General features: G+C 69.0%; 15 protein-coding genes. 7 read left to right on the top strand and 8 right to left on the bottom strand.

Annotation, left to right across the window (positions count from 1 at the left end):
- Positions 1-349: 349 nt before the first annotated feature.
- The gene (locus ACFYOJ_RS35615) at positions 350-1,450 is read left to right on the top strand and encodes an IS110 family transposase (protein ID WP_356558462.1); all 1,101 of its coding nucleotides are present in this window, start codon (positions 350-352) and stop codon (positions 1,448-1,450) included.
- 60 nt (positions 1,451-1,510) lie between these two features.
- Here the strand turns inward: ACFYOJ_RS35615 and ACFYOJ_RS35610 are convergent, their stop codons facing one another.
- The 6 genes from ACFYOJ_RS35610 to ACFYOJ_RS35585 all read right to left on the bottom strand — a co-directional run bounded on the left by ACFYOJ_RS35610 (position 1,511) and on the right by ACFYOJ_RS35585 (position 8,013).
- Positions 1,511-1,786, bottom strand: a complete 276-nt coding sequence (locus ACFYOJ_RS35610) for a helix-turn-helix domain-containing protein (protein WP_078884543.1) — start codon at positions 1,784-1,786, stop codon at positions 1,511-1,513.
- Positions 1,787-2,195: 409 nt separating this feature from the next.
- Positions 2,196-4,844 (bottom strand): S8 family peptidase, encoded by a 2,649-nt coding sequence (locus ACFYOJ_RS35605; RefSeq protein WP_078884542.1) that lies wholly within the window; start codon positions 4,842-4,844, stop codon positions 2,196-2,198.
- Entirely contained in the window at positions 4,837-5,820 is a 984-nt protein-coding gene (locus ACFYOJ_RS35600) for an AAA family ATPase (RefSeq protein WP_061441697.1), read from the bottom strand. The genes ACFYOJ_RS35605 and ACFYOJ_RS35600 overlap by 8 nt, the downstream gene beginning before the upstream one ends.
- 443 nt (positions 5,821-6,263) lie before the next feature.
- Positions 6,264-6,587 carry a thioredoxin gene (gene trxA, locus ACFYOJ_RS35595; protein WP_061441696.1) on the bottom strand — a complete coding sequence of 108 codons (324 nt, stop codon included), beginning with the start codon at positions 6,585-6,587 and terminating at the stop codon, positions 6,264-6,266.
- Positions 6,588-6,622: 35 nt separating this feature from the next.
- The gene (trxB, locus tag ACFYOJ_RS35590; protein ID WP_061441695.1) at positions 6,623-7,603 is read right to left on the bottom strand and encodes a thioredoxin-disulfide reductase; all 981 of its coding nucleotides are present in this window, start codon (positions 7,601-7,603) and stop codon (positions 6,623-6,625) included.
- A complete protein-coding gene (locus ACFYOJ_RS35585) occupies positions 7,600-8,013 on the bottom strand; it encodes an arsenate reductase ArsC (RefSeq protein WP_061441694.1) in 414 nt (137 codons plus the stop codon). Before ACFYOJ_RS35585 ends, trxB begins: the two co-directional genes overlap by 4 nt.
- Positions 8,014-8,105: 92 nt before the next feature.
- Between ACFYOJ_RS35585 and ACFYOJ_RS35580 the strand changes: the two genes are divergently transcribed.
- The 4 genes from ACFYOJ_RS35580 to ACFYOJ_RS35565 are packed head-to-tail and all read left to right on the top strand — an operon-like array spanning position 8,106 to position 10,784.
- Positions 8,106-8,414, top strand: a complete 309-nt coding sequence (locus ACFYOJ_RS35580; protein ID WP_061441693.1) for a helix-turn-helix transcriptional regulator — start codon at positions 8,106-8,108, stop codon at positions 8,412-8,414.
- Positions 8,411-9,520: an ACR3 family arsenite efflux transporter gene (arsB, locus tag ACFYOJ_RS35575; RefSeq protein WP_061441692.1), complete on the top strand. Its 1,110-nt coding sequence runs from the start codon at positions 8,411-8,413 to the stop codon at positions 9,518-9,520. The genes ACFYOJ_RS35580 and arsB overlap by 4 nt, the downstream gene beginning before the upstream one ends.
- Positions 9,520-9,723 carry a DUF2180 family protein gene (locus ACFYOJ_RS35570; protein ID WP_078884541.1) on the top strand — a complete coding sequence of 68 codons (204 nt, stop codon included), beginning with the start codon at positions 9,520-9,522 and terminating at the stop codon, positions 9,721-9,723. Before arsB ends, ACFYOJ_RS35570 begins: the two co-directional genes overlap by 1 nt.
- A complete protein-coding gene (locus tag ACFYOJ_RS35565) occupies positions 9,720-10,784 on the top strand; it encodes an ArsO family NAD(P)H-dependent flavin-containing monooxygenase (protein ID WP_061441691.1) in 1,065 nt (354 codons plus the stop codon). The genes ACFYOJ_RS35570 and ACFYOJ_RS35565 overlap by 4 nt, the downstream gene beginning before the upstream one ends.
- A 10-nt stretch (positions 10,785-10,794) precedes the next feature.
- Here ACFYOJ_RS35565 and ACFYOJ_RS35560 read toward each other — a convergent pair whose 3' ends face one another.
- The gene (locus tag ACFYOJ_RS35560; protein WP_061441690.1) at positions 10,795-11,166 is read right to left on the bottom strand and encodes a helix-turn-helix transcriptional regulator; all 372 of its coding nucleotides are present in this window, start codon (positions 11,164-11,166) and stop codon (positions 10,795-10,797) included.
- Between the two features lie 39 nt (positions 11,167-11,205).
- Positions 11,206-12,261 (bottom strand): NAD(P)/FAD-dependent oxidoreductase, encoded by a 1,056-nt coding sequence (locus ACFYOJ_RS35555; RefSeq protein ID WP_061441689.1) that lies wholly within the window; start codon positions 12,259-12,261, stop codon positions 11,206-11,208.
- A 128-nt stretch (positions 12,262-12,389) separates the two neighbouring features.
- Here ACFYOJ_RS35555 and ACFYOJ_RS35550 point away from each other — a divergent pair, with 128 nt between their 5' ends.
- Both ACFYOJ_RS35550 and ACFYOJ_RS35545 read left to right on the top strand, forming a co-directional pair.
- Positions 12,390-13,766: an NAD(P)-binding domain-containing protein gene (locus ACFYOJ_RS35550; protein ID WP_181849372.1), complete on the top strand. Its 1,377-nt coding sequence runs from the start codon at positions 12,390-12,392 to the stop codon at positions 13,764-13,766.
- A 29-nt stretch (positions 13,767-13,795) separates the two neighbouring features.
- The coding region (locus tag ACFYOJ_RS35545) for an ArsI/CadI family heavy metal resistance metalloenzyme (RefSeq protein ID WP_355521676.1) at positions 13,796-14,185 on the top strand (390 nt) is incomplete at its 3' end.

Raw genomic sequence — 14,185 nt, 5'->3', positions numbered from 1 at the left:
TATCGGTCAGGAGTGGACGAAAGGAAACGTCTTGTCAATCCACCTAATCAGATTGAGCATCGGTTCGGGCGAAGCCATCCGGCAATGATCGAGTCATGCCGCTGTGCCGGGTTCGATGGGACGGTTGTGCAGCGCCATCCCGGACGGGGTCTGACTCGTGAGATCTATGACCGAAGTGTCCAGTCACGGACCTGTCGACTGCCGTTGCGGGATGCTGCCTGCCGCCGAGCCACAGGGCGTGTCCCAATAGGGGCCTTGCCACGATCAGGCGCCATCACGGTTCAGACCGCCCGAGCAGGCCGGTGCCATCCACCCAGCCAGCACGTCATCACGTGGGAGGCCGACCACCATGAAGACCCGACAATGCAGCACCTCCTCGAGCACGGATCCTCTCGTTCGGCGCGAGGTCGTCCTGGGCGTGGACACGCACGGCGAGGTGCATGTCGCCGCCGTGATCTCCCCGCTCGGGAAGGTCCTGGGAACCGAGTCCTTTCCCGCGACGGCGGCCGGCTACCGACAACTGCTTGTCTGGGCCCGCAAACGGGGGACGGTGCGCCGGGCCGGCGTGGAGGGCACGGGCACCTTCGGTGCGGGCCTGTCCCGTTATCTGCTTGCTCAGCAGATCCAGGTGTTCGAAGTGAACCGGCCCGACCGGTCGGCCCGCCGGTTGCTCGGTAAGTCGGACCCGCTCGATGCGCAGGCCGCAGCGCGAGCCGTGCTCAGCGCTCGCGCCCGGGCCCAGGCCAAATCCGGCGACGGACCCGTGCACAGCGCCCGGATCTACAAACTCGCCAAGGACTCTGCGGTCAAGGCCCGCACCCAGGCGATCAACCAGCTCAAGGCCGTCCTGGTCATCGCCGACCCCGCCCTGCGGGAACGCATGTCGAGCCTCGGCAACGCCGAGCTGTTCCGCACCTGTGCGCGCCTCGGCCCGCACGACGGTGGTGGGGGAGACGAGGACGCGGTGGCCCAAGCCACCCACATGACATTACGCATGCTCGCCGAACGCATCGAGCAGCTCACCGGACAGATCAATGAGCTGAACCAGCGACTGACCCGGCTCGTCGAACGCCACGCGCCGCAACTGCTCGTACCGGTGGGCATCGGTCCGGACAGCGCCGTCACCCTGCTGATCACCATGGGGGACAACCCTGAGCGGCTCAACACCGAGGCGTCCTTTGCTGCCCTTTGCGGAGTCAGCCCCATCGAGTACTCCTCCGGCCGGCGGAGCACGCGTCGGCTCAACCACGGCGGCGACCGGCAGGCCAACGCCGCCCTGCACCGCATCGTCTTCACCCGCCTGCGTCACGACCCACGCACCCAGGAGTACTACGAACGCCGCACCCAGGAGGGCAAGACCCGACGTGAGATCATCCGATGCCTCAAGCGATACGCAGCCCGCGAGGTCTTCAACCTGGTCAGACCAGCTTCCCGCACCCCTGCGTTATAGGGGCGTCCGTGAGACGACGAGGCCCCACCGGGGATCCGGCGGGACCTCGTCGTGACTTGTCTAGTGCGTCGGGTGGCACCCGCTGCGGGCGTCGTTGTACTCCGGATTTCCGCTCTCGAGCACACGGAGCAGGGACGCCGTGACGACGCGCGTCTTACGGCCGATGCGTAGCACGCGGCACGGAAAGCGTCCGCTGCGGACCAGCTCGTAGCCCTTTGCTCGTGAGAATCCTAGCGCCCTTGATGCATCCTCCACGCTTCCCGTTCCGTCCCAGGTGGCGCTGATGTAGGTAGGGCTGTAGCGAGGACTCAGTGTCCCGTCGATCTCCGTGGGCATTCCAGCTTCTTCGGTCTTGGCGGCGGGTGTCGTCCGTGTGTACGGAGGGCCCCCGCCGCGGGTGGTCGCGGCTACCACCAAGAATCCGCGCCATTGCCGGTTTGGCTAACCGGCGATTCGGAGCTATGTTGCCCCGCATCCCAATAGAGGCCCCGTCTAATGGTGTGAAGCACAACGCTGGGCGGAGCGGCCAGCGTTCAGGACATCGCGATACTCCTCAGCACTGCGACGGACGGCATCAGTCGGCCGGGATGCAACGCGAACACGCCTGTTTCCAGCGCCTCGGCGGCCGGGTCGGAGCTCGCGACTCGTGCCAGGCTGCGGCTCGGCGGTATTAGCGGTGGAACTCGGACGGTCTGCTACGACAAGTTCGCGCCTGCTGTCGGACTCACAGGCCAGCCCGGATGACTCACCAACCGAACTCCATCTGAATTGGGATGCCGTCGGTGGTTTCAGTTTGGATGGCCGGGGCGACCTCGATGGGCACGCCGAGCTGAGTAGCAATAGGGGTGTACAGGTCTGTGGTGACCTCTGGGGTGCGCAGTGAGATCAGAAGGGCGTAGCTGACGGGCAGGCCGATCCGGTCGCTCCGTTTGTTTGCCTTCCACCAACCGCCGACGGGATAGACCGCGAGGGCGCCACAGTCGGCGAGTTCGGTGGCTGTTCCGCGCCAGATATCCGCATGCAGGGAGCCGAGGTTGCGGAACCGGGGGCCGACCAGCCAGCGTATGTCAGACTCGAATGCCTTCGGGTTGCCGAGTCCGTCGCTCTCGTGTTCGGCATGTTCGGCCAGTCTGCGTTGGAAGGCGTCACTGGACTCGGTGGGGCCCTTGATGGCGAAGCGAAGGCCGTGTGAGGCGTAGCTGTAGCGGCCGAGCATGCCGCGCCGGCCGGGGTTGGGTTCGATCATGTACGCGAGGGTCACGCGCAGGTCCACGGGTGTGTCGGCCAGTTCACGCAACTGTTCAAGCGGCCACGGCAGCTCATGGAGCTTGAGTTCGGCCAGTCGGACCTGCCCGCCCTTGAGTCGTTTGAGGGGCACCAGGGCGTCTTGAACGATCATCGTGACGGCGTTGGCGGCGCTGCTGCGGATGCGCTCGGCGGTGGGCACACCCCAGCCGTAGCGGCGGATCACCTGCCGCATGATCTCGCCCTTGGCCAGTTTGGGGGTTCCGGTCCTCTTGAACAGGCCCTGCTCGACCATGGCCGGGGTCCACTGGGCTTCGTGTACCAGGAGCGCGCGGACCGCTTCCGGCCGCAGTCCGGGGTAGGCGCTCATCGCCGTTGCGGCCAGTGCAGCCGCCTGAGCGGTGGCGGCGCTCGTGGCGTTCGTCCAGGCCAACTGCCTCGCGGGATCGTGGTGGGTGGTCGCCACGCTTACCAGTTCATGCTCATCCAGGTAGCTGTCGTCCGGGGCGACGAGCAAGTTGCCACCCTCCAGGACGATGTCGGGCTTGGTGACAGCTGCGTTGGTGAGTGCCACCGAGGTCCGGCTGAACGGTGAAAGGCTGCCTGGGGCGACCAGCGGTCGGTACCCGCGGAATACGGGGATGTTGGGGACGGCGTCCAGGTGCGTGCAGGCGCCGACGGTGAGAACGTTGTGTGCCTGGGCGGGTTCCTCGATGCGCGACAGGTCGGAGAGCAGCAGAGGGTCGAGTGCCCCCTCCTCGGTGCGCATTTGCTGGGGCACGGCGCCGCGAATGTTGCCGGCGCTGACGATGATCAGCCGTGATGCGTCCGGCTCCGGCGCTCCGATGAGTTCGATGCGGTCGTCCCGCACGTTTACGTCCGTACCAGCCGCTAGAGCGTCCAGGGTGGCCGACCACAAGGTCGCCGTTCCGTCGACGCCGTTCTCACCGTGGCCGGACTGCCGGGTGACAGCCATGGAGAAGACCCGGCCGGACGGAATGGGACCCCCGTTGCCGATCTCGGCGGTCGCTACTGCGTTCGCGGTGGTCTCGGCGCAGGTCCGTGGGGACGTGGCCGGTGTGTGGTTGTCGTCAAGAATCTTCACGGACTCCAGGCCGTGGCCGAGAACTACCGGGCCGTTTGACTCAAGTGCGGCAGCGAAGTCACCGAAGAGAGCGAGTCCGGCCATCTGTGTACCGTGCCCGGTGCGATCGGCCGGCGTACTGCCCGGCAGTACTGTGTAGGCGCGCTCGTGCAGCGCGGGCTTGAGTAGCGCGTGCTCCTGGGCTATGCCCGTGTCCAGGATGCACACCGCTGGGGCCTGTGGATCCGCCGGCTGTATGCGCTCGGCGAGCTCTTCGACGAGGTCCACGCGAAACGCGCGGTCGACGGCGTACAGGCCCTCGGCGAAGGTCGGCCTGCGGATCTCGGCAGGACAGGCGTTCGTAGCCAGCAGCACCGTTAGCTCTTCGCCGGTCGTCGCGACATGCGCGACGAGACGCTCGCCCACATGGATCGCCCGTTCGCTGATGCGCCACTGTCGCTCGGCGGCCAGCGCTTTCAAGGCGGTGACCGGATCCGTCGGCGAGATCCGTGGATCGAACCACAGCTCCCACCATCGCTCCTCGTCCAAAGGTGGCAGGCCCTGCCGCTCCTGCCAGAGGTGCTCCAGCAGCGCTCGGCGGATCTGCTCCATGTTGGCCACCAGCGGGGCCTGCTTGGGGTTACCTGCGTCGGTGTCTTCGGTGAAGGCATTGATCCGCTGCGTGAACGAGGCGACCTTGTGGAAGGGGATCCACACCACAGCATCCTGCGGACCGTCGTCTGTCTGCGGGTGGCTGCTCATAAGGGTCAGGCCCGAGCCGTCCAGACGCTCCAGCACCAGAAGGTGGTCAGGGGCCGCCTCGATCCGCACCGCAAAACCGTCCGGCTGGAAGGCGGCGGGTATCTCCTGGGCGAGCTGTGCCGACTCCCGTTCGGCCGTCTCCAGGCCGCCCACCAGCGCAGCGACATGCCCATGGCGGTCTTCGCGCCGGACCAAGCTCGGCCCGCCCCCGCCAGCAGGCTCGGAGCGCGGTGTCAGCGTCGTGGCCCGCCAGGGCACCACCAGGTGCGGCGTCGCTCTCGCGGGAGGGGTGGGCTCAGGCATGGTGGGACGCGTGCCGCTCGGCCAGCGCTGCCAGCAGCAGCTGTTCGTCCACCACGTCCCGGTCGGTCAGGATGGCCCGCTTGGCGGCGGCTTCTGCCGCTTTGACCAGCTCCGCATGGCTCAACCCGCATGCACTGTCTGTCACGGCGTCCCACCGTACTGTCCCTGTGTCCATTCCGGCTAGCCGTCGCTGTATCACCTGCACGGCTTCTTCGGCGGTAGGCGGACCATAGGTGGCGATCATGTCGAAGCGGCGGAACAGCGCCCGGTCCAGAAGCTGGTGATGATTGGTACCCGCCACGACCAGGCTTTCCGAGGGGGCTTCGTCCAGGAACAGCAGGAACGAGTTCAGGATTCTCCGGGCTTCACCGACGTCGTTGCCCGCGGCCCGCTCCGCCCCCAGAGCGTCGAACTCATCGAAGAGGTATACCGCTCTCGTCTGGGCGACGGCGTCGAAGACCAGGCGGAGCTTGGCCGCAGTCTCACCCATGAACCGGCTGATCAACCCGTCTAGACGGATGGTGAACAACGGCAGCTTCAGCTCACCGGCTAGGGCGGCGGCGGTCATGCTCTTGCCGGTTCCTGGGGGGCCGGACAGCAGGATCCGGTGCACGGGGGTGAAACCGAAACGCTCCAGACGGGCGCGTTGCCGCTGTTCGTGCAGCACCCGGTCCAGCGATGCGCGTAGTTCCGAGTCAAGGGTCATGTCGTCGAGCTGGATGTCGGGATAGCCCGCGGTCAGTAGACTCGACAGCTCGCCCCGGGGCTGCACTACTGGAGTGGCAGCGCGGCCACCAGTTCTGCTCTGCTTTGTTCGGGCGGCCTCGACGAGTTCCCTCAGCTCCACAGCGAACTTCCCCTGGCCCTGGCGCGCCGACTTTGCCGCCACCTGCAAGGCGACGCTGTAGAAAAGATCGTCGTCCGCTGAGGCGTGCGCGCGCACCAGGGCCTTCAGGTGGTCGGCGTTCGCTGCCATACGCCTGTCACCCTTCCCTGCCGCTGTCAATGAGGACCGCTGGATCTGTACCCAGGAGCCGGTGGAAGCACCAGCGTCTGCATCGTACGGCCCGGGCGGACCGGTTGCTGCCGGGATCGGCCGGTTGTCTGAGAGCCCAGAAAGACGCCGAGTCCGACAAGCGGCCGCGGGCCACTACCTGAAGATCATGACCGACGTGGAGCTTCCCGACCGAGAAAACGGTGTCGCCTTCATCCGGTAGCCGGTGAATAAACTCGGTGAAACTACGACGGTCTGAACAAGGTGCGCGCGGTCCTCGACCCGGCGGCTGTGCCTACTGGGCGCCGCTTCTTCCGTGCCGCCGTAGGTCTCGACCGGATGCAGCCGCCGTACCGGGCGAGTCAGAGCCGCCGTGCGTCGCACGGGGCTGGTCCTCGACGAGGCAGACTCCTTGCCTTCGCCGTTCAGCCAAGGTGGTCGGCCAGCTCACGCTCCAGCGCGGCCTTCGGCTTGGCGCCGACGATCGTCTGGACGACTTCGCCGCCCTTGTAGACGTTCATCGTCGGGATGGACATCACGCCGTACTTGGCGGCGGTGTCCGGGTTCTCGTCGATGTTGAGCTTCACGATCTCGATCGCGTCGCCGTGCTCGGCCGCGATCGCCTCCAGGGAGGGGGCGAGCTGGCGGCACGGGCCGCACCAGGCTGCCCAGAAATCGACGAGCACGGGCTTGTCGCTCTGGAGGACGTCCTGGTCGAAGGAGTCGTCGGTGACGTTCTTGAGGGCCATGTGGGTCTCCTCGTACGGGGTGGAACGGGCTGCCGTCAGGCGACCGCGACGACCTCGGCGGGCACGGGCGCGTCGGACAGGGCCGCGAGATACCGCTCGGCGTCGAGCGCCGCGGCGCAGCCGGAGCCGGCCGCAGTGATGGCCTGGCGGTAGGTGTGGTCGACGACGTCGCCGGCGCCGAAGACGCCCGGGACGTTCGTGCGCGTCGAGGGCGACTCGACCTTCAGGTACCCCTCGGAGTCGAGGTCCAGCTGGCCCTTGAAGAGCTCGGTGCGCGGGTCGTGGCCGATGGCGATGAACAGGCCGGTCGCGGCCAGCTCACGCGTCTCGCCGGTCAGGGTGTCGCGCAGCGTCATGCCGGCCAGCATGCCGTTCTCCTCGTGGAGCGCGGCGACCTCGCTGTCGAAGGCGAAGGAGATCTTGTCGTCGGAGAAAGCGCGGTTCTGCATGACCTGGGAGGCACGCAGAGTGGAGCGCCGGTGCACGACGGTCACCGACCGGGCGAAGCGGGTGAGGAAGGTGGCCTCCTCCATGGCGGTGTCGCCGCCGCCGACGACCACGATGTCCCGGTCCCGGAAGAAGAAGCCGTCGCAGGTCGCGCACCAGGACACACCCCGCCCGGACAGCTCGTCCTCCTTGGGCGGGCCGAGCTTGCGGTAGCCGGAACCCGTGGCGACGATCACCGTCTTCGCGCGGTGGACGGTACCGGCGGTGTCGGTGACGGTCTTGATGTCACCGGTCAGGTCGACGGCGACGATGTCGTCGTCGATCATCTCGGCGCCGAACCTCTCGGCCTGGGCCCGCATGTTCTCCATGAGCTCGGGACCCTGGACCCCGTCGGGAAAGCCGGGGAAGTTCTCGACCTCGGTCGTGGTCGTGAGCGAGCCGCCGACGAAGATCGCGCCGCCGAAGACGAGGGGGTTCAGACTGGCGCGGGCGGTGTAGAGCGCGGCGGTGTAACCCGCCGGCCCCGACCCGATGATGATGACGTTGCGTATGTCCGCGGTGGTGCTCATGCCTGCGGCTCCGGGGCGATCTCCTTGATCAGGCCCTCGACCAGCACCTTGATCTCGTCGCGGATGGGGCGGACGGCCTCGACGCCCTGGCCCGCCGGGTCCTCCAGCTGCCAGTCCAGGTACCGCTTGCCGGGGAAGACCGGGCAGGTGTCGCCGCAGCCCATGGTGATACAGACGTCGGACTCCTTGACCGCGTCCACGGTCAGCATCTTGGGCACCTCGGCGGAGATGTCGATGCCGACCTCGCGCATCGCTTCCACGGCGGCGGGGTTGACGTTCTCGCCCGGGTTGGAGCCGGCGGAACGGACCTCGACGCGGTCCCCGGCCAGGTGGGTCAGCCACGCGGCGGCCATCTGCGAGCGGCCAGCGTTGTGGACACAGACGAACAGCACGGAGGGCTTGTCGGACATCAGGAGGTCTCTCTTGTCTCGCGACGACATCAGGCGCACATGACGTCAGCACCCGGTGGTGTCAGCCACCACTGATGTGAGAGTATCAGTACATGATGACGTCAGTCGACACTGACCTGATCCGGGTTCTGGCGGACCCGCTCAGGTTGCAGATCGTGACCCTGCTCGCCAAAGAGACGCTGTGCACCACCCACCTCGTGGAGGAGACGGGTGCCCGGCAGACCAACCTCTCCAACCACTTGAGAGTGCTGCGCGAGGCCGGTGTCGTCGAGACGGAGCCGTGCGGCCGTTACACGTACTACAAGGTCCGCCCGGACGTCATCGCCTCGCTCGCCGGCCAGTTCGCCGACCTGGCCGAGTCCGCCCGCACCGCCGCCGAGAACAAGAGGGCCTGTCCGTGACCCGCACCGAAGCGCCCGCGACGACCACCGAGGAGTCCTCCGTCGTCGCGAAGCTGTCGACGCTCGACCGCTTCCTCGCCGTCTGGATCCTCATCGCCATGGCCGTCGGCCTCGGCCTGGGCCGAGCCATCCCGGGCCTGAACGACGCCCTCGCCAAGGTCGAGATCGGCGGCATCTCCCTGCCGATCGCCATCGGCCTGCTGATCATGATGTATCCGGTCCTGGCCAAGGTCCGTTACGACAAGCTCGACGCCGTCACAGGCGACCGCAGGCTCATGGCCTCGTCGCTGGTGATCAACTGGATCGTCGGACCGGCGGTGATGTTCGCGCTCGCGTGGATCTTCCTGCCGGACCTGCCCGAGTACCGCACCGGCCTGATCATCGTCGGGCTCGCCCGCTGCATCGCGATGGTCATCATCTGGAACGACCTCGCCTGCGGCGACCGTGAGGCCGCGGCCGTACTCGTCGCGCTGAACTCGGTCTTCCAGGTCCTGGCGTTCGGCCTGCTCGGCTGGTTCTACCTCGACCTGCTGCCCGGCTGGCTGGGCCTCGGCGACGGCGAGCACCTGGACATCTCCATGTGGAAGATCGCCCTCAACGTCGTCATCTTCCTCGGCGTCCCACTGCTCGCCGGGTTCCTCACCCGCCGCATCGGCGAGAAGAAGCTCGGCCGAGAGAAGTACGAGTCCAAGTTCCTGCCGAAGATCGGCCCGTGGGCGCTCTACGGCCTGCTGTTCACGATCGTCATCCTCTTCGCCCTGCAGGGCAGGACCATCACCTCGCAGCCCTTCGACGTCGCCCGCATCGCGCTGCCGCTGCTGGTGTACTTCGCCGTGATGTGGGCCGGGACCTTCCTGCTGGGCAAGGCGATCGGTCTCGCCTACGACCGCACGGCCACCCTCGCCTTCACCGCCGCGGGCAACAATTTCGAGCTGGCCATCGCCGTCGCCATCGCCACCTTCGGCGTCACCTCCGGCCAGGCCCTCTCCGGCGTCGTGGGACCGCTCATCGAGGTGCCCGTACTGATCGGCCTCGTCTACGTGTCCCTGGCCTGGCGCAAGAAGTTCGCCCCGTCCGCTCTGACCACTGAGGGCAGGGGCCACTGATGCACTGCCTGGACTGCCGCGCACAGGGAACGACCAGCACGGCCGTCGGCGTCTGCCACGGCTGCGGAGCCGCCGTCTGCCACGAGCACACGCGCGTCACCCCGCGCGGCGTGCGGGGAGGACCCCTCCTCGGACGACCCGCTGAGGTCACGGCGGCGCGCACCATCCGGTGCACCACGTGTGCGGCGGCACAGGCGGCATGACACAGCACACCGACGTAGTGGTGATCGGCGGCGGCCAGGCAGGGCTCGCCGCCGGCTACCACCTGCGCCGCCAGGGCCTGGACTTCGTCGTCCTCGACGCCCAGGCCACCCCGGGCGGTGCCTGGCAGCACACCTGGGACTCGCTCCACCTGTTCTCCCCGGCCGCCTTCTCCTCGCTCCCGGGGTGCCTCATGCCACCGCAGCCGGGTCAGGAGTACCCGGAGGCCGGGCACGTGGTGGACTACCTGAGCGACTACGAGAAGCGGTACGACCTCCCCGTGCAGCGACCGGTCCGGGTGATCGGCGTGCACGAGGACGGACGGCTGCTGCGAGTGGAGACCGAGTCCGGCGCGTGGCACGCCCGTGCGGTGATCAGCGCGACCGGTACGTGGTGGCGTCCCTTCCTCCCCGCCGTCCCCGGCCGCGGGGACTTCGGGGGCAGGCAGCTGCACACCGTCTCCTACCGCGGACCGCAGGACTTCGCGGGCCAACGCGTGATCGTCGTCGGGGGCGGCAACTCCGGCGCGCAGATCGCCGCCGACCTCGTCCACGACACCGAACTGACCTGGGTGACCCAGCGTCCGCCCCGGTACCTCGCCGACGACATCGACGGCCGCGCCCTGTTCGACGCGGCCACCGCCCGACGCCGCGCCCTCGACGAGGGCCGCACTGACACCGGCGGCGTCGCCTCGCTGGGGGACATCGTCGCCGTACCGCCCGTGCGCGAGGCCCGTGACGCCGGGCGGCTCAAAGCGTCGCCCATGTTCACCCGCCTCGACCGCGATGGCGTCGCCTGGGCCGACGGCACGCGCGCGCCCGCCGACGCGGTGATCTGGTGCACCGGCTTCCGACCTGCCCTCTCACACCTGTCCCCCCTCGGCCTGCGCGGCCCGCGCGGCCACATCCCCACCCAGGGCACGCGCGCAGTGGCGGACCCGCGGCTGCACCTCCTCGGATACGGAGACTGGACGGGCCCCGCCTCCGCCACGCTCATCGGCGTCGGACGGCCGGCCCGCGACGCGGCGCGGGAAATCGCCGGGCTTCTCGACAGCGAAAGGTGATCCGCGTGCGCTACCGAACGGCCAGCAGCTGTCCCATCGCCGCCAGCACCGACGGCTCGACCCGGTAGTAGACCCAGGTGCCGCGCCGCTCGGACGTGAGCAGGCCGGCTTCCTTGAGCTTCTTCAGGTGGTGGGAGACGGTCGGCTGGGAGACGCCGACGTCGGAGATGTCGCACACGCACGCCTCGCCGCCCTCGTGGGAGGCGACGGCCGAGAACAGCCGCAGCCGCACCGGGTCGCCGAGGGCCTTGAACATGCGGGCGGTCCGCTCGGCCTCCTCGGCGGTGAAGGGGCGCTCGCTCAGTGGCGGGCAGCACGGCACCACCGCGGCGGCGGGGGCCTCGGATCGGTCCAGAAGCGGCAGTGCCCTGACGTTCGACATACGTCTATGTTGACACACGTCGAACTAGAGCGGCCAGAGTCAGCGGGCGCCGAGGTGGGCGATGAGGCGCCGGACGACCCGGGCGGCGTCCCTGCCGACCCCGCGCAGGGTGTTCGAGGAGAGGCTGCGCTGCCATTCCAGGCCGACGTACGCCAGTCCGGGATGGGTGGTCGACAGCCCCTCCCGGTGGCGCGGGTGGCCGTCGGCGTCGAGGGCGCCGAGCGGGCGCAGATAGCCGAGGTCGGGTCGATAGCCGGTGGCCAGGACGATCGTGTCGATCTCCTCGGTGGCGCCGTCGGTCCATGTCGCCTTCGTGCCGTCGATCGCGCTGAACACCGGGCGCAGGTCGGGGGCGCCGGCTGCGACCGCGGCACGGTAGCGGCCGTCGTCGATCACCAACTGTGTCGGCGGCGTGCGCAGGAACCTGCCCACCGGCAGGGTGTCGAGCCCTGTCCGCTGCAGCCACCAGTGCAGGTCCCGGCCCAGCGGGCGCTGCCGGGCGAACCGCACCGGATGCCGGGCCGCGAGCGTCACCCGGGCGTGTGCGGCCAGCTCGGCGGCGATCTGCGTCGCCGAGTTGCCGGCCCCGACGACCACCACCCGCTGCCCGGCTAGTGGCTCTGGCCTCCTGTACTCGGCGGTGTGTAGCACGGTGCCCGTGAAGTCGTCCAGCCCAGGGAGAGCAGGACGGTGAGGCCGGCCGAAGGTTCCGGAGGCGGCCACGACACCCCGGGCCGTCATACGGTCGCCGGTTTCCAGGGTGAGGCTGAAGGCTCCGTCGCTCATGCTCACCTCCTGCACGCGCGTGCCGGTGCGGACGTCGGCGTCCAGGCGTTCGGCGTAACGCAGCAGGTAGGCGACGACCTCGTCCCGGTGCGGGTAACGGTCCGGGTCGCCGCCGAACGGCAGACCCGGCAGGGAGCTGCGGGCCGCGGGGGAGAAGAGGGTGAGGCTGTCGTAGTAGCGCGGCCACGACCCCGCCGGCTGCTCGGACACCTCCAGGATCACCGGTGCCAGACCCTGCTCGCGCAGGGCGTGCGCGGCGGCCAGTCCGGACTGACCTCCACCGATGACCACCACGTCGACGTGTTCCATGCCTACTCCCTCGGGTTACTCAGATCTGCGGTTTCGATGAATGTCTATGTTGACGTCCATCGAATCAGGTGTCATGCTGATCTCGCAAGGGATCGACAGATGTCGAAGCAAAAGGGAGTGTCGTCGCCGTGTCCAACACCAGCGTGTCCACCACCGACCACCAGCAGCCCGTCGTGGTCATCGGCGCCGGCCCCGTCGGCCTGGCCGCAGCCGCGCACCTCGTCGAGCGCGGCATCGAGCCCCTGGTGCTGGAGGCCGGCCACTCCGCTGCCACCGCCGTGCGCGAGTGGGCGCACGTCCGCCTGTTCTCGACCTGGGCCGAGGTCACCGACCCGGCCGCCGAGAAGCTGCTCGCCCCGACCGGCTGGGTCCGCCCCGAAGGGGCGACGTACCCGACCGGCGGCGACTGGGCCGAGCGCTACCTCCAGCCGCTCGCCGACGTCCTCGGCGACAAGGTCCGCTACGGAGCCACCGTCACGGGCGTGGCCCGCGCCGGCCGCGACCGGATCGTCGACTCCGGCCGCGAGGAGCAGCCCTTCACCGTGCACATTGAGACGGCGGACGGCGGCGAGGAGCGGATCACCGCCCGCGCCGTCATCGACGCCTCCGGCACCTGGTCCGTGCCCAGCCCGATGGGCGCAAACGGCATCCCCGCCCTCGGCGAGAAGAAGACGGCCGAGCACATCACCTACCGCGTCCCCGACCTGACGGACCCGGCCGTCCGAGGCCGCTACGCCGGCAAGCGCACGGCGGTCGTCGGCTCCGGTGCCTCCGCCTTCACCGCCCTCGCCTTGCTCGCCGACCTGGCCGGGGAAGAGGCGGACACGCACGCGGTCTGGATCCTGCGCCGGGGCATCGGCGAGGCCACGTACGGCGGCGGCGAGGCCGACCAGCTCCCGGCCCGCGGCGCACTCGGCCTGCGTGCCAAGGCGGCGGTGGAGAAGGGGCACGCGAGCGCCGTCACCGGTTTCCGTACGGAAGCGGTCGAACGGGACGGCGACCGGCTGGTCCTGGTCGCCGAGGACGGCCGCCGTCTGGACCCGGTCGACGAGGTCATCGTCCTGACCGGCTTCCGCCCCGACCTCTCCTTCGTCTCCGAGCTCCGTCTCGGCCTCGACGAGCGCCTCCAGGCCCCGACCGCACTCGCCCCGCTGATCGACCCGAACGTCCACTCCTGCGGCACCGTCTACCCGCACGGCGTCAAGGAGCTCTCCCACCCGGAGCAGGACGTCTACCTGGTCGGCATGAAGTCCTACGGCCGCGCCCCAACCTTCCTCGCCATGACCGGCTACGAGCAGGTCCGCTCCATTACGGCCGCCCTCGCCGGAGACCACGAGGCCGCTGAACGCGTCGAGCTGACCCTGCCGGAGACCGGCGTATGCGGCGGCGCTGGCCTGTTCGACGAGCGGGAAGCCGAGCAGAGCGGCGAAGGCGGAGGTTGCTGCGCCGCCCCCGCCACCCTGCAGATCGGTGTCGGTGCCCCGGCCGCCTCCGGCGGCTGCTGACACACCGACCCGTCCCCAGGAGGTTCACCATGTCCCGCGTGCAACTCGCCCTACGAGTACCGGATCTCTCCGCGTCCGTCGCCTTCTACACGAAACTCTTCGGTGTCGAGCCCGCCAAACTCCGCGACGGCTACGCCAACTTCGCCATCACCGAGCCCCCGCTCAAGCTCGTCCTGATCGAAGGCGAGGCGGACGCGGCGACCCGCATGGACCACCTCGGTGTCGAGGTCGGCAGCACGCAAGCCGTCCACGCGGCCACCACCCGGCTGAGCGCAGCGGGGCTGGTGACGGCCGAGGAGAGCGACACGGCCTGCTGCTACGCCCTGCAGGACAAGGTCTGGGTCCACGGCCCCGGCCAGGAGCCCTGGGAGGTCTACGTGGTCAAGGGCGACGCCGACACCCTGACCAAGCAGAGCGCT

Source organism: Streptomyces sp. NPDC006384 (genome assembly GCF_042870695.1).
Lineage (GTDB): Bacteria > Actinomycetota > Actinomycetes > Streptomycetales > Streptomycetaceae > Streptomyces.
Note: the sequence above shows the minus strand (reverse complement) of the source record. Positions and strands in the feature narration are given on the sequence as shown.

Excerpts from the sequence above, each read along its gene's own strand:
- ACFYOJ_RS35565 (WP_061441691.1), top strand. The coding sequence starts at position 9,720 with ATGACACAGCACACCGACGTAGTGGTGATCGGCGGCGGCCAGGCAGGG.
- trxA (WP_061441696.1), bottom strand. The coding sequence starts at position 6,587 with ATGGCCCTCAAGAACGTCACCGACGACTCCTTCGACCAGGACGTCCTC.
- ACFYOJ_RS35570 (WP_078884541.1), top strand. The coding sequence starts at position 9,520 with ATGCACTGCCTGGACTGCCGCGCACAGGGAACGACCAGCACGGCCGTC.
- ACFYOJ_RS35555 (WP_061441689.1), bottom strand. The coding sequence starts at position 12,261 with ATGGAACACGTCGACGTGGTGGTCATCGGTGGAGGTCAGTCCGGACTG.
- trxB (WP_061441695.1), bottom strand. The coding sequence starts at position 7,603 with ATGAGCACCACCGCGGACATACGCAACGTCATCATCATCGGGTCGGGG.
- ACFYOJ_RS35600 (WP_061441697.1), bottom strand. The coding sequence starts at position 5,820 with ATGGCAGCGAACGCCGACCACCTGAAGGCCCTGGTGCGCGCGCACGCC.
- ACFYOJ_RS35615 (WP_356558462.1), top strand. The coding sequence starts at position 350 with ATGAAGACCCGACAATGCAGCACCTCCTCGAGCACGGATCCTCTCGTT.
- ACFYOJ_RS35585 (WP_061441694.1), bottom strand. The coding sequence starts at position 8,013 with ATGTCCGACAAGCCCTCCGTGCTGTTCGTCTGTGTCCACAACGCTGGC.
- ACFYOJ_RS35560 (WP_061441690.1), bottom strand. The coding sequence starts at position 11,166 with ATGTCGAACGTCAGGGCACTGCCGCTTCTGGACCGATCCGAGGCCCCC.
- ACFYOJ_RS35605 (WP_078884542.1), bottom strand. The coding sequence starts at position 4,844 with ATGCCTGAGCCCACCCCTCCCGCGAGAGCGACGCCGCACCTGGTGGTG.
- ACFYOJ_RS35580 (WP_061441693.1), top strand. The coding sequence starts at position 8,106 with ATGATGACGTCAGTCGACACTGACCTGATCCGGGTTCTGGCGGACCCG.
- ACFYOJ_RS35610 (WP_078884543.1), bottom strand. The coding sequence starts at position 1,786 with ATGCCCACGGAGATCGACGGGACACTGAGTCCTCGCTACAGCCCTACC.